This window comes from Cellulomonas sp. P1_C4 (assembly GCF_056406355.1).
In genome coordinates this window covers 29190-42140 of sequence record NZ_JBFUAI010000019.1, presented here as the reverse complement: position 1 = coordinate 42140, position 12951 = coordinate 29190, and the positions used below count along the sequence as shown (strand labels likewise).

Below are 12951 nucleotides of genomic sequence, written 5' to 3'. Positions count from 1 at the left end.
GGGCCCGCCGCCCACCCTTCACGGAAGGGCGGCAGGCTCGACGTCAGATCTCTTCGACGCTGCTGGCGTTCGGGCGCCGGGACAGGTCGATGCCGAGCTCCTCCGCTGCGCGGTAGACCTCGTCGTCGTTCTCCTTCATGTCGATGGAGACGCCGTCCGAGGAGAGCACCTCCACGTTCAGGCAGAGCGACTGCATCTCCTTGAGGAGCACCTTGAAGGACTCCGGGATGCCCGAGTCGGGGATGTTCTCCCCCTTGACGATCGCCTCGTACACCTTGACGCGTCCGGGGACGTCGTCCGACTTGATGGTGAGGAGCTCCTGCAGCGTGTAGGCAGCGCCGTACGCCTCCAGGGCCCAGACCTCCATCTCGCCGAACCGCTGGCCACCGAACTGCGCCTTACCACCCAGCGGCTGCTGCGTGATCATCGAGTACGGACCCGTCGAACGTGCGTGGATCTTGTCGTCGACGAGGTGGTGCAGCTTGAGGATGTACATGTAGCCGACCGCGACCGGCTCCGGGAACGGCTCGCCGGAGCGCCCGTCGAACAGGCGCGCCTTGCCGTCACCGCCCACGGTGCGCTCGCCGTCACGGTTCGGCAGCGTGGCCGAGAGCAGACCGGTGAGGGTCGTCTCCGGGACACCGTCGAACACGGGCGTCGCGACCGGGTTGCCGGCCGGCGAGGACGCGGCGATGGCCGGGACGTCGTCCCGCCACGAGACGTCACCCTCGGCGAGCTGGATGTCCCAGCCCTGCTTGGCCACCCAGCCGAGGTGCGTCTCGAGGACCTGGCCCACGTTCATGCGGCCGGGGACACCGAGCGGGTTGAGGACGACGTCGACCGCGGTCCCGTCGGCGAGGAACGGCATGTCCTCGACCGGAAGGATCTTGGAGATGACGCCCTTGTTGCCGTGACGGCCGGCGAGCTTGTCGCCGTCCGTGATCTTGCGGCGCTGCGCGATGTACACGCGGACCAGCTCGTTCACGCCGGCGGGCAGCTCGTCGCCGTCCTCACGGCTGAACGTGCGGACCTCGATGACCGTGCCGGACTCGCCGTGCGGGACCTTGAGCGACGTGTCGCGGACCTCGCGCGCCTTCTCACCGAAGATCGCGCGGAGCAGGCGCTCCTCCGGGGTCAGCTCGGTCTCGCCCTTGGGCGTGACCTTGCCGACGAGGATGTCGCCGGCCGCGACCTCGGCACCGATGCGGATGATGCCGCGCTCGTCGAGGTCCGCGAGGACCTCCTCGGAGACGTTCGGGATGTCCCGAGTGATCTCCTCCGGGCCGAGCTTGGTGTCGCGCGCGTCGACCTCGTGCTCCTCGATGTGGATCGAGGACAGCACGTCGTCCTGCACGAGGCGCTGCGACAGGATGATCGCGTCCTCGTAGTTGTGGCCCTCCCACGACATGAACGCGACCAGGAGGTTGCGGCCGAGCGCGAGCTCGCCCTCGTCCGTGGCCGGGCCGTCGGCGAGCACCGAGTTGACCTCGACGCGGGCGCCCTGGTCGACCAGCACGCGCTGGTTGTACGAGGTGCCCTGGTTCGAGCGACGGAACTTGGCGACGCGGTAGGTCGACGTGGTGGCGTCGTCGTTGGCGACGACGATCAGGTCAGCCGACACCTCGGTGACGACACCCGGCTTCGTCGCGACGATGACGTCGCCCGCGTCGATGGCCGCGCGCCGCTCCATGCCGGTGCCCACGAGCGGGGCCTCGGAACGGACCAGCGGGACGGCCTGGCGCTGCATGTTGGCACCCATGAGGGCACGGTTGGCGTCGTCGTGCTCGAGGAACGGGATCAGGGCCGTGGCCACCGACACCATCTGGCGCGGGGAGACGTCCATGTAGTCGACGGCCTCGCCGGCGACGTACTCGATCTCGCCGCCCTTGACGCGGACCAGGACGCGGTCCTCCTCGAAGGCACCGTTCGCCTTGAGCGGGGCGTTCGCCTGCGCGATGACGTGGCGGTCCTCGTCGTCGGCGGTCAGGTAGTGGACCTCGTCCGAGACCTTGCCCTTGATGACCTTGCGGTACGGCGTCTCGACGAAGCCGAACGGGTTGATCCGCCCGTACGTGGCGAGCGAGCCGATGAGGCCGATGTTCGGGCCCTCAGGGGTCTCGATCGGGCACATGCGGCCGTAGTGCGACGGGTGGACGTCACGGACCTCCATGCCGGCGCGGTCGCGGGACAGACCACCCGGGCCCAGCGCGGACAGGCGACGCTTGTGCGTCAGGCCCGCGAGGGGGTTGTTCTGGTCCATGAACTGCGACAGCTGCGACGTGCCGAAGAACTCCTTGATCGACGCCACCACGGGGCGGATGTTGATCAGGGTCTGCGGCGTGATCGCCTCGACGTCCTGCGTCGTCATGCGCTCGCGCACGACGCGCTCCATCCGCGACAGGCCCGTGCGGACCTGGTTCTGGATGAGCTCGCCGACCGCGCGGATGCGACGGTTGCCGAAGTGGTCGATGTCGTCGGGCTCGACGCGGATGTCGACCGACTCGCCGGCACGCGTGCCGGGCAGCGAGGGCAGGTCGATGTGCAGCGACGCGAGGTACTTGATGGTCGCGACGACGTCGTCCTTGGACAGGACGGAGTCGGCGAGCGGCACGTCCAGGCCGAGCTTCTTGTTCAGCTTGTAGCGGCCGACCTTTGCGAGGTCGTAGCGCTTCGGGTTGAAGTAGAAGTTCTCGATGAGCGCGCGACCGGCCTCGACCGTGGGCGGCTCGCCCGGGCGGATCTTGCGGTAGAGGTCGAGCAGCGCCTCGTCCTGCGTCTGGACGTGGTCCTTGTCCAGCGTGTCGATGACGGCCGGGTACGCCGCGAACTCCTCGCGGATCTCCGCGTCCGTCATGCCGAGCGCCTTGAGCAGCACGGTGGCGTTCTGCTTGCGCTTGCGGTCGACGCGCACGCCGACGTTGTCGCGCTTGTCGATCTCGAACTCGAGCCAGGCACCGCGGCTCGGGATGACCTTGGCCGTGAGGACGTCCTTGTCGGACGTCTTGTCGGCCGTGCGCTCGAAGTACACGCCGGGCGAACGGACGAGCTGCGAGACGACCACGCGCTCGGTGCCGTTGATGATGAAGGTGCCGCGCTCGGTCATGAGCGGGAAGTCGCCCATGAAGACCGTCTGGCTCTTGATCTCGCCGGTGGTGTAGTTGACGAACTCCGCAGTGACGAACAGCGGGGCGGCGAAGGTGAAGTCCTTCTCCTTGCACTCCTCGGCCGTGTACTTCGGCGGCTCGAAGCGGTGCTCACGGAACGACAGCGACATGGATCCGCCGAAGTCCTCGATAGGCGAGATCTCCTCGAAGATCTCCTCGAGACCAGCGGTCTCGGGAACGTCCTGACGGCCGGCCTCGAGGGCCTTGGCCACACGGCCCTGCCACTTCTCGTTGCCGAGCAGCCAGTCGAAGCTCTCCGTCTGCAGACCGAGCAGGTCCGGGACCTCGAGGGGCTCGTGGATCTTGGCGAAAGAAATACGGCGGGATGCGGTGCGGTTCGCGATGGCGTCGGCGGTCGGAGCAGAAGGGGTGCGCGAGGCAGCCAAAAGAGGGGTCCTTCCCAGCGGATCGAGTGCACGCTGCGCTGGTCCTGGCTAGGCGCGATCCCCCGGCCGGCGAACCTCCGGACGTCGTGTACGAACGACGAGGGTGGGCTCGGGTTATACGGGATCGCGGGCACAGGCCAGCGCAAAGCGCTAGCATACTCGGCCGCTGTGGCAAAGTCCACCCGGCATCGACACCTCGGGGCGAGCTCCCCGTCGGCGTCGACGTGGACCCTGAGGCGTCCGATAGAACAGGCGTCTCCGCCCGTCCCGGCGACGACGTTGTCGCCGCGCACATGGTGGCACACCCGGCGGGCCCGCGAAAGCCTGGCACCCGTCCGGCTGTGGACGGAGCCCGGTCGTCGCGACGCCACCGGCGCGACGAAGCCCGCGCCCCTGATCGGGGCGCGGGCTTCGTCGAACGCGCTGCGGGAGCTTGGCTCCCTACCTCCGACCGGTCGGCGTACCGACGTGGGCGGAGGCGGTGATCACTTGAGGGTGACCGTGGCGCCAGCGGCCTCGAGGGTCGCCTTGGCCTTCTCGGCAGCGTCCTTGGCAACGCCCTCGAGGACGGCCTTGGGGGCGGCGTCAACGAGGTCCTTGGCCTCCTTCAGGCCGAGGGACGTCAGGACGCGCACCTCCTTGATGACCTGGATCTTCTTGTCACCGGCGGCCTCGAGGACGACGTCGAACGAGTMCTTCTCCTCCTCGGCCTCGACCTCGGCAGCGCCACCGGCGCCGGCGGGGGCCGCAACGGCGACGGGAGCAGCAGCGGTGACCTCGAAGGTCTCCTCGAACGCCTTCACGAACTCGGAGAGCTCGATGAGGGAGAGCTCCTTGAACGCGTCGATGAGCTCGGTGGTGGTGAGCTTCGCCATGATGGCGGTTCCTTCCGTTCGATGCCCGGCGGCCGGTGCGGCCTACCTGGGCGGGGGGGTTCAGTAAGTGCCTGGAGCCGGATGGCTCAGGCAGCGACCTCGGTCGACTCCTCGAGCTTGAGCCGGAGAGCGTCGACGGTGCGTGCCGCCTGAGCGGCGGGCGCGGTGAACAGGTAGGCCGCCTGGAAGAGCGACGCCTTGAACACGTTGGCCGCCTTGGCCAGCAGAACCTCACGGGACTCGAGGTCCGCGAGCTTGGTGACGTCCGCAGCGGTCAGGGCGCGTCCGTCGAGGACACCGCCCTTGATGACCAGTGCGGGGTTCGCCTTGGCGAAGTCACGCAGTCCCTTGGCCGCCTCGACCGGGTCACCGGAGACGAAGGCGATCGCCGACGGGCCGGCAAGCGCGTCGTCGAGGCCCTCGAGGCCGGCATCCTTGGCCGCGATCGCGGTCAGCGTGTTCTTCACCACGGAGTACGTTGCGTTGCCGCTGAGCGCCTTGCGCAGCTTCTTGAGCTGAGCAACGGTGAGCCCGCGGTACTCGGTCAGCACGGCCGCGTTCGACTCGCGGAACAGGTCCGTGAGCTCTGCGACAGCGGCTGCCTTGTCCGGCCTCGCCATGGCAATCCTTCCGATGGTGGTGCCACCGGTCGTCACGCCCCACAAACGAAAGAGCCCCGCGCAGGCGCGGGGCTCGTCAGGCGGCTCGGCGCAAACCGAACCTTCCGGGAACTCTCACCTGCGCTGGCCTCCGCTGCTGCGGGACTTCGGGCGGGCCGCGATGCTCACTGGTGTGCGCACGACGGACCGACGACCGGCGGTCTTTGGATGTCCCTAAGGTACGGCACGCCCGGACGACGGCCAAATCCGCTCCCCGCCGCCAGCAAGTCAGGCGGCGCCGTGCGCGCTGAACGTGCACCAGTTGACGAAGCCCTCCGGCGACGACCTGTCCACCCCGGCGCGCGCCGCGTGCAGCGCTCTCGCGAGCGTCAGGCCCTGCCGCAGGCCACGGTGCAGGCCGAGCATGAGGTCGACCGCGGCCACGTCCGGCACCGCGGCGATGCTGGCCACCACGCCGGCCGTGCCTTGCGCCAGCATCGCGCTGACGAAGCCGAGGATCTCGTCGCCCGCGTACGCGACGTCGGCACCCGAGTGGCACGACGCGAGGACCAGCCGGTGGGGCGCCACTCCCGCGCCGTGCAGCTCCTGGACGGTCACCGGGCCGTCCGCGAGCAGCAGCGAGGAGAACATCGGGTTGTCGGCCCGCTGCGAGCCGTGGCAGGCGAGGTGCGCGAGGTCGGCGTCGGCCAGCGCGGCGACGACCTGCTCGGCCCGGGCGTGCTCCGGGGTGAGCACGAGGGCGCCGGGGTGGACCTCGCGGAGCGCGTCGACCTCTTCGCCGGCACCCACGAGATCCGGGCCCGCGACGAGCACGGTGCCGCCCGCCCCGCGCGGGGCTTGCGCGGCGCGGCGCGTCCGGACCCAGAAGCTCGCCGACGGCGCCTGGGCGAGCGGACCGCCGTGCAGGCAGGACCACGGCACGCCGTGCAGCATGCCGACCGGAACCACGACCAGCTCGTCGTCGTCCCGCACGCCCAGCGGCGCGATCAGCAGGGCGCGCAGCCGCGCGATGCGCAGGTCGGCGCTCGCCCGGGCGGCGTCCGCGGCGGCACCCCCGCGAGGGTTGGCCAGCCGTCGCAGGGCGAACAGCAGCGGCCGGAGCTCGGCGGCCACGTCCTGCTGGTCGGCGAGCTCCACCAGACGGGCGCCCCGCGGTGCGACGACGACGGCGACGAGCCGACCCTCGAACTTCCCGAACTCGACCAGGGTCCGCCCGTCGAGCGCCTCGCGGACCGCGGCGAGCCCCGGCGCGCGGGGGCGGGCAGGCACGGGCGCCGGCGACTCGTACTCCGTGGACCAGTCGAGCACGGGCACCCGCGCGTCCCGTGACTCGTTCAGGCCACGCACGGCCACGGCCCCGGTCGGTCCCCACGACTCACGCGTCCCGACCTGACGGGCCTCCGACGTCTGCAGCCGGGCGCTCAGCGCCGCGGCGCGGGTCCGTTCCATCCACGCGAGCGTCTGCGCCGGCGACGCACCGGCCAGCACGACCCCGAGCCCGATCTCGCCGAGCTCCGCCCCGTGCCCCGACGCGAGCGCGCGCAGCTCGATGGTGGGGAGGCTCGAGCGGTGCGTGGCGAGGTCCCGCAGGCCCGCCCTGCACTCCGTCAGCACGCCGGCCGGGTGTCCCGACGCCCGCTCGGCGAGCGCACCCGCGAGCCGGCCGCGCAGCCGGACGAGCACCTGGCCACGCCCGGCGAGCGCACGGGCCCGGGACAGCGCTGGCCCCGCAGCACCCGGAYGGTCCTGGTCGAGCGCCACCCGACCCGCGACGAGGTACGCCTCAACGGCACCGTGCAGATCCCCGGACCGTTCGAGCCGCCCCKCGGCGCGGCGCGCCACCCCGAGCTCGCCGAGCCCTGCGGTGCCCGCACGGAGCCGCGCCTCCACGCCGATGAGCTGCGCGCGGGCGGACCACGTCGCGCGTCGCTGGCGCCGGGCCGCCTGAGCAGCCACGTCCGCCAGTGCGCCGGCCTCCTCGGGCCGACCGGTGAGGAGGTAGATCCGCGCGAGCCGCATCTGCGCCTCGGTCAACGCGAGCTGGAGCCCCGCCGCGTCGAGCTCCTCGACCGCGCGAGCCGCGGCGGCGGCCGCCTCGGGGAGCAGCCGGAGGTCGGTCATGGCGTCGGCGTACTCCGTGTAGTACTCCCCCAGCGGGATGCCCGCGTCGACGTAGGCCCGGGCCGACCGGTCGAAGTCCCGCATGCCCTCCTGGAGGCGGCCGGCTCGGACCGCGATCCAGGCGCGGCTCTGCACCAGGGGCCCCTCGATGCTCGGCACCTTCGAGATGGCGAGCGCCACGGCTCGGTCGGCGGTGCGGATCGCCTCGTCGTACTCGCCGCGCTCGGCCAGGACGAGCGCCAGGTTGTTCGTCGCGATCGCCTCGGAACGCGGCTCCAGGCCGCGGGCCGCGAGCAGCGACCGGTAGCGCTGCTCGGACTCGGCCAGCCGCCCGGCGTGCTGCTCGACGATCGCGAGCGAGAGCCCGACCCGACCGAGGAAGCGCGCGCGCTCCGCCGGCTCGATGTCCGTCGCGCGGCTCATCGCCGCGATCGCGGCGTCGAGGTCCCGGGCTGCTGCGCCGGCGTCGCCGAGATCGTGCAGGACGGACGCGCGGCTGGCCAGCACCGTCGCCGCGACGTGCCAGACGCCGTGCCGACGCGTGACGCGCAGCGCCTCGTCGAGCAACGGGCGCGCGGACGAATCGTCCCATCGTGCCCTAAATGTCCCGGCCAGCAGCCGTAGGCTCAATCCCAGCAGCTCGGGGTCCTTGCGCGTGCGCGCCACCTGCACGACGGCCTGCGCCTGAGGCTCCACCGACCGCGGATCGATGTCGACCGCGTCCATCAGCGAGCTGAGATGTATCAGGAGGTCGGCTCGGGCCTCTGGTAGGGCATGAGGATCGTCGTTCGGTGGAGGCGGCTCGACCCCGAGACCGGACGGGCACATCTTTCGGAGTCTAGGCGGAGCAAGGAGTACATGTGAGCACGTCAGCGGACGAACCCCGTACCCCGGGAAGGCCCTTCGGTCGCGACTACCGGACCGGTCCGGCCGTCGAGCCAGTCCCCCCACGGGTACGACAGCGTGTCCAGCGGCAGGTCGACGAGCTGGCGCAGCGGCGCACCGACGCCGGGCTGCGACGGAGGCTGAACACCGCGGTCCAGGAGCGGTGGAACCTGCGGCACGACACCCGGCTCGACGTGGTGGTCAAGGACAACGGGCTCGAGACGATGGTGGTGACCGGGGAGATCCTGGTGACCGAGTCGTCCTGGCAGGACCGAGGCGTCCGGACTTACGTGCAGCGCCGGGGGCTGGCCGAGGCGCCGCTCGGGTGCACCGACCTCGAGAGCCGGCTGGTCAGGCTGGTCAGCACCGAGCCGACCACGACCCAGCACCTGGAGGACACGGTCGGCGAGCTGCGCGCCCGCGGCTTCGCCGCGTCGCTGACCCACATCGCGCCCCTCGGCCCGATCGTCAAGCCCTTCAGCGGGGTCGCGGTGCCGACGATCGGAACCTTCGACTCGTACGACACCTTCGCCACGGGCGACGGTGCCGGTGCGCGCGTCGCCGTCATCGACACCGGAATCGACGGCGCTCTGCGGGGCGACGGCTGGTTGACCGGCATCCCGCGGATCACCCAGGACGACCCGGCCACCCACGCCGTCGACATCAACGTCGACCCGCTCGACGCCGACCCCCTCGACGGTTTCCTCGACTTCTCCGCGGGTCACGGGACGTTCGTCAGCGGGATCATCGCCCAGGTCGCACCCACCGCCGACATCACGATGTACCGGGCGCTCGGCACCGGCGGCACGGGCAGCGAGATCGACGTGGCCTGCGCGATCGTCCGCGCCGTGCGGGACGGCGCGCAGGTGGTCAACCTGTCGCTCGGCACCCAGACCCAGTTCGACCAGCCGTCGCTCGCGATGGCCGCGGCACTCGAGGTGGTGCGAGAGATCGAGATCGAGCGCGGGGAGGACACGCTGATCGTCGCCGCCGCCGGCAACTTCGGCGACACGACGCCGACCTGGCCCGCGGCGTTCCGCCGCGTGGTGTCGGTCGGTGCCCTGACGGCAGACCTGCGCCCCAGCGCGTTCTCGAGCCACGGCTGGTGGGTGGACTGCTCCGCCGTCGGCGAGGGCGTGCTGTCGACGTACGTGCAGGGCGAGCAGTCCCCCGACTTCACGGAGGACCCCGAGACGTTTCCCGMCGACTCGTTCTCGCGCTGGAGCGGGACGTCGTTCGCCGCGCCGCAGGTGGCGGGCGCGGTCGCGCGTCTCATGCAGGAGCGTGGGCTCTCCGCCCGCCAGGCCTACGTCCAGCTGCTGGCCGACGGCCGGCCCATGYCGGACTTCGGCCAGACGTTCGACATCCTGCCGGGGGTCTGAAGTGCTGGGCACCGTTCCCACCGCGCGCCATGATGGCTCCCGAGTCCTCGGACGAAGGGATACAGACATGGACGACGAGGATCCGTACCGCCGGTGGGACGCCCCCGCGCTGGTGGCGGGCGCCCTGGGCGGGGACTCACGTGCCTGGGGCGAGATCGTGCGACGGCACACCCCGGCCGTCGTGGCCCGGGTGCGCCAGTTCCGGCTCACCCCGCACCAGGCCGAGGACGTCGCGCAGACCGTGTGGCTGAACCTGCTCGAGAACCTCGAGAAGCTCCGGGACCCGCACGCGCTGCCCGGCTGGATCGCCACCACGGCGCGGCACGAGTGCATCCGCGTCACCAACGTCAACCGGCGCACCGTCCCCGTCGACCCCCAGGGTGGCCGGCTCGACGGCGTGTCCGACTCCGACATGGACGAGCGGATGCTGCACCTCGAGCGGGAGCGCGCGCTGCGCGAAGGTCTGGCAGAGCTGCCGGTCCACCAGCGCGAGATCCTGCTCATGCTCGCCGTCGACCCCCCGCTCAGCTACGCGGAGATCGCGGAGAAGCTCGGGGTACCCGTCGGATCGATCGGCCCCACCCGGGGTCGTGGCCTCGCCCGCCTGCGTCAGACGGCGGCGATCAAGAACTACGTGAAGGCCTGGACGGCCTCCACGGCTGAAGAAGGAGGACGCGATGTCCTGGCACTCGGATGACCGCGCCCACACCACCGGAGCGCACGGCGACTCGCCGTGGCCCGACGACGAGGCCCTCGCGGCTGACCTGAACCTCGCACTCGCCGAGGCGGACACCTACGACCGCGTCGTCGCCAGCGCCGACCTGGCGTTCCGCGCCCACCGCGGCATGGTCGACGCCCGCGCCGGCCTCGAGATGGACCTGCTGCTGCTCGAGCTCGTCTACGACTCGACCTCGCTCGACGCGCCGGTCGGCGTCCGCGACCGCTCCGGTGGAGCGTCTCGCACGCTCGTGTTCGAGGGGCACGGCCTCGGTGTCGAGGTGGAGGTCGAGACGTCCTCGATCGAGGGCCAGCTGCTCCCCGCGACGCGGGGCCGGGTCACGCTGCGCACGCCCGAGGGCGACGTGGCGACGATCGAGACCGACGACGTCGGGTACTTCCGCTTCGACGTCCGCCCCGGCGGACCGCTGCGGCTGGAGTGCTCGAGCGACGGCGGCACCTGCATCACGCAGTGGTTGCCGTACTGACAGCCCGTCCCGCAGGACGACGAAGGCCCGGTCCGCAGGGGGAACCGGGCCTTCGTCGTGCGTGCTGCCAGCGTCAGGCGGCGTCGTCCTCGGAGGTGAGGTTCCGCGTCTTGTTCTGGTCGACCAGGATGCCGGGGCCGTTCGTGGTCGAGAACGTCGCCTTGGCGATGTAGCGACCCTTCGAGGCGGACGGCTTCAGACGCAGGATCTCGTCGAGCGCAGCGGCGTAGTTCTCCACGAGGGAGACGTCGCTGAACGAGGTCTTGCCGATGATGAAGTGCAGGTTCGCGTGACGGTCCACGCGGAACTCGATCTTGCCGCCCTTGATGTCGGACACGGCCTTGGCCACGTCCATCGTCACGGTGCCGGTCTTCGGGTTCGGCATGAGACCACGCGGGCCGAGGACCTTACCGAGGCGACCGACCTTGCCCATGAGGTCGGGCGTGGCGACGGCGGAGTCGAAGTCCGTGTAGCCGGCCGCGACCTTGTCGATGAGCTCGTCGCCGCCGACCTCGTCGGCACCCGCGGCGCGGGCCTGCTCGGCACGCTCGCCCGTGGCGAAGACGATGACGCGGGCGGTCTTGCCGGTGCCGTGCGGCAGGTTGACCGTGCCGCGCACCATCTGGTCCGCCTTGCGGGGGTCGACACCGAGGCGGAAAGCCACCTCGACGGTCGAGTCGTACTTGGTGGTGGACGTCGCCTGCGCGAGACGGACGGCCTCGAGAGGGCTGTAGAGGTGGCCCTCCTCGATCTTCTCGACCGCGGAGCGGTACGCCTTGCTGTGCTTGGCCATGCTGTTCTCCTGTCGTGGTCAGTCAGGCCGTTCAGGCCCTTCCACACTTCTCAGCGAGCTGGGATCAGCCCACTGTGTTCTTGCTAGGTCAGCCCGATGCTCTTTCTTCTCGGTCTGACCTGCGCTCACACTCCGGTCAGCCCTCGACCTTGATGCCCATCGAGCGGGCCGTGCCCGCGATGATCTTCTCGGCCGCGGCCAGGTCGTTCGCGTTGAGGTCCTCGAGCTTGGTGCTCGCGATCTCGCTGACCTGCGCCTTGGTGAGGGTGGCGACCTTCACGGTGTGCGGGGTCGGGGACCCCTTGGCCACACCGGCGGCCTTCTTGATCAGCTCGGCGGCCGGCGGCGTCTTCGTGATGAAGGTGAACGAGCGGTCCTCGTACACCGTGATCTCCACGGGGATGACGTTGCCGCGCTGCGCCTCGGTGGCAGCGTTGTACGCCTTGCAGAACTCCATGATGTTGACACCGTGCTGACCGAGCGCCGGACCGATCGGCGGCGCAGGGGTGGCCGCGCCGGCCTTGATCTGGAGCTTGATGAGGCCGGTGACCTTCTTCTTCGGGGGCATAGCTGCTTCCGTTCGTGTCGTGGGCCGACGCCGTGGGCGATGACCCGGTTGCAGTGCTGAGCCGCAGGGCGGCGCAGCTCAGTCAGATCTTGGCGACCTGGCTGAAGGACAGCTCGACCGGGGTCTCCCGGCCGAAGATGGAGACGAGAACCTTGAGCTTCTGGTTCTCGGCGTTGATCTCGGAGATCGTGGCCGGCAGCGTGTCGAACGGGCCGTCCGTGACGGTGACCGACTCGCCGACCGTGAAGTCGACCTTGATCTGCGCGGCGGCCTTGGCGGCGCCGGCGGCCGTGGTCGGCTGCTTGGGCTCCAGCGATGGCGCGAGCATCGAGAAGACCTCGTCCAGCGTGAGCGGGACGGGCTGGTGCGTGTGGCCGACGAAGCCGGTGACGCCCGGCGTGTGCCGGACGGCGCCCCACGACTCGTCGGTCAGGTCCATGCGGACGAGGACGTAGCCGGGGATCCGGACGCGCTTGACGACCTTGCGCTGCGCGTTCTTGATCTCCACGACCTCCTCCATGGGGACCTCCACCTGGTAGATGAAGTCCTCCATGTTGAGGCTCTGGCGACGGTTCTCGAGGTTCGCCTTCACGCGGTTCTCGTAGCCGGCGTAGGAGTGGATGACGAACCAGTCGCCCAGCTGGCTGCGCAGCTGCGACTTGAACGCCGCGACCGGGTCCTCCTCGACGTCGGGCTCGTCGTCGGCCTCGGCCTCGTCGGACTCGGCCTCGTCGGACTCGGCCTCGTCGGACTCAGCAACCTCGTCGCTCTCGGTGGCCTCGTCGACGGCAGCGTCGTCGACGACGCTGTCCTGCGCCGACGCCTCGACGGCCTCGACCGACGCGATGGCGTCCTCGAGCTCCGCCTCGGCGCCCGTGGTGGGCTCCTGCGACTCCTGCGACACGTGCGAACCTGCTTTCTCCAGCGTGTGCGCCCGGCGAACCGGCGCGGT

10 protein-coding genes are annotated in these 12951 nt (G+C 70.7%); 3 read left to right on the top strand and 7 right to left on the bottom strand.

The annotated features are described in order from the left end of the window. Positions 1–43: 43 nt before the first annotated feature. From rpoB to AC1DYZ_RS15280, 4 genes are all read right to left on the bottom strand, one after another. Positions 44–3550 carry a DNA-directed RNA polymerase subunit beta gene (gene rpoB / locus AC1DYZ_RS15295; protein ID WP_477066030.1) on the bottom strand — a complete coding sequence of 1169 codons (3507 nt, stop codon included), beginning with the start codon at positions 3548–3550 and terminating at the stop codon, positions 44–46. Between the two features lie 485 nt (positions 3551–4035). Continuing rightward, positions 4036–4425 (bottom strand): 50S ribosomal protein L7/L12, encoded by a 390-nt coding sequence (gene rplL / locus AC1DYZ_RS15290; protein ID WP_477066029.1) that lies wholly within the window; start codon positions 4423–4425, stop codon positions 4036–4038. Between the two features lie 86 nt (positions 4426–4511). Beyond that, positions 4512–5045 carry a 50S ribosomal protein L10 gene (gene rplJ / locus AC1DYZ_RS15285; RefSeq protein WP_456826276.1) on the bottom strand — a complete coding sequence of 178 codons (534 nt, stop codon included), beginning with the start codon at positions 5043–5045 and terminating at the stop codon, positions 4512–4514. 267 nt (positions 5046–5312) lie between these two features. Next, positions 5313–7892, bottom strand: a complete 2580-nt coding sequence (locus AC1DYZ_RS15280; RefSeq protein WP_477066028.1) for a CHAT domain-containing protein — start codon at positions 7890–7892, stop codon at positions 5313–5315. Between the two features lie 134 nt (positions 7893–8026). Between AC1DYZ_RS15280 and AC1DYZ_RS15275 the strand changes: the two genes are divergently transcribed. The 3 genes from AC1DYZ_RS15275 (at position 8027) to AC1DYZ_RS15265 (ending at position 10638) form a co-directional block, all read left to right on the top strand. Beyond that, positions 8027–9433, top strand: coding sequence for a S8 family peptidase (locus tag AC1DYZ_RS15275; RefSeq protein WP_477066027.1), 1407 nt, complete (start codon positions 8027–8029; stop codon positions 9431–9433). 67 nt (positions 9434–9500) lie between these two features. Next, entirely contained in the window at positions 9501–10130 is a 630-nt protein-coding gene (locus tag AC1DYZ_RS15270; protein WP_477066026.1) for an RNA polymerase sigma factor, read from the top strand. Next, positions 10111–10638: a hypothetical protein gene (locus tag AC1DYZ_RS15265; RefSeq protein WP_477066025.1), complete on the top strand. Its 528-nt coding sequence runs from the start codon at positions 10111–10113 to the stop codon at positions 10636–10638. The genes AC1DYZ_RS15270 and AC1DYZ_RS15265 overlap by 20 nt, the downstream gene beginning before the upstream one ends. A gap of 73 nt (positions 10639–10711) precedes the next feature. On the opposite strand, the gene rplA is transcribed toward AC1DYZ_RS15265, so the two are convergent. The 3 genes from rplA to nusG form a co-directional block, all read right to left on the bottom strand. Further along, the gene (gene rplA / locus AC1DYZ_RS15260) at positions 10712–11431 is read right to left on the bottom strand and encodes a 50S ribosomal protein L1 (RefSeq protein ID WP_456826271.1); all 720 of its coding nucleotides are present in this window, start codon (positions 11429–11431) and stop codon (positions 10712–10714) included. A 136-nt stretch (positions 11432–11567) separates the two neighbouring features. Next, complete coding sequence (gene rplK, locus AC1DYZ_RS15255) at positions 11568–11999, bottom strand: 50S ribosomal protein L11 (RefSeq protein ID WP_056023364.1); 432 nt, start codon at positions 11997–11999, stop codon at positions 11568–11570. An 82-nt stretch (positions 12000–12081) separates the two neighbouring features. Beyond that, the gene (nusG, locus tag AC1DYZ_RS15250) at positions 12082–12903 is read right to left on the bottom strand and encodes a transcription termination/antitermination protein NusG (RefSeq protein ID WP_477066024.1); all 822 of its coding nucleotides are present in this window, start codon (positions 12901–12903) and stop codon (positions 12082–12084) included. Between the last annotated feature and the right edge of the window lie 48 nt (positions 12904–12951).

Coding starts and splice junctions, on each gene's coding strand:
- rplJ (WP_456826276.1), bottom strand. CDS start 5,045: ATGGCGAGGCCGGACAAGGCAGCCGCTGTCGCAGAGCTCACGGACCTG.
- AC1DYZ_RS15270 (WP_477066026.1), top strand. CDS start 9,501: ATGGACGACGAGGATCCGTACCGCCGGTGGGACGCCCCCGCGCTGGTG.
- AC1DYZ_RS15265 (WP_477066025.1), top strand. CDS start 10,111: ATGTCCTGGCACTCGGATGACCGCGCCCACACCACCGGAGCGCACGGC.
- rplA (WP_456826271.1), bottom strand. CDS start 11,431: ATGGCCAAGCACAGCAAGGCGTACCGCTCCGCGGTCGAGAAGATCGAG.
- rplK (WP_056023364.1), bottom strand. CDS start 11,999: ATGCCCCCGAAGAAGAAGGTCACCGGCCTCATCAAGCTCCAGATCAAG.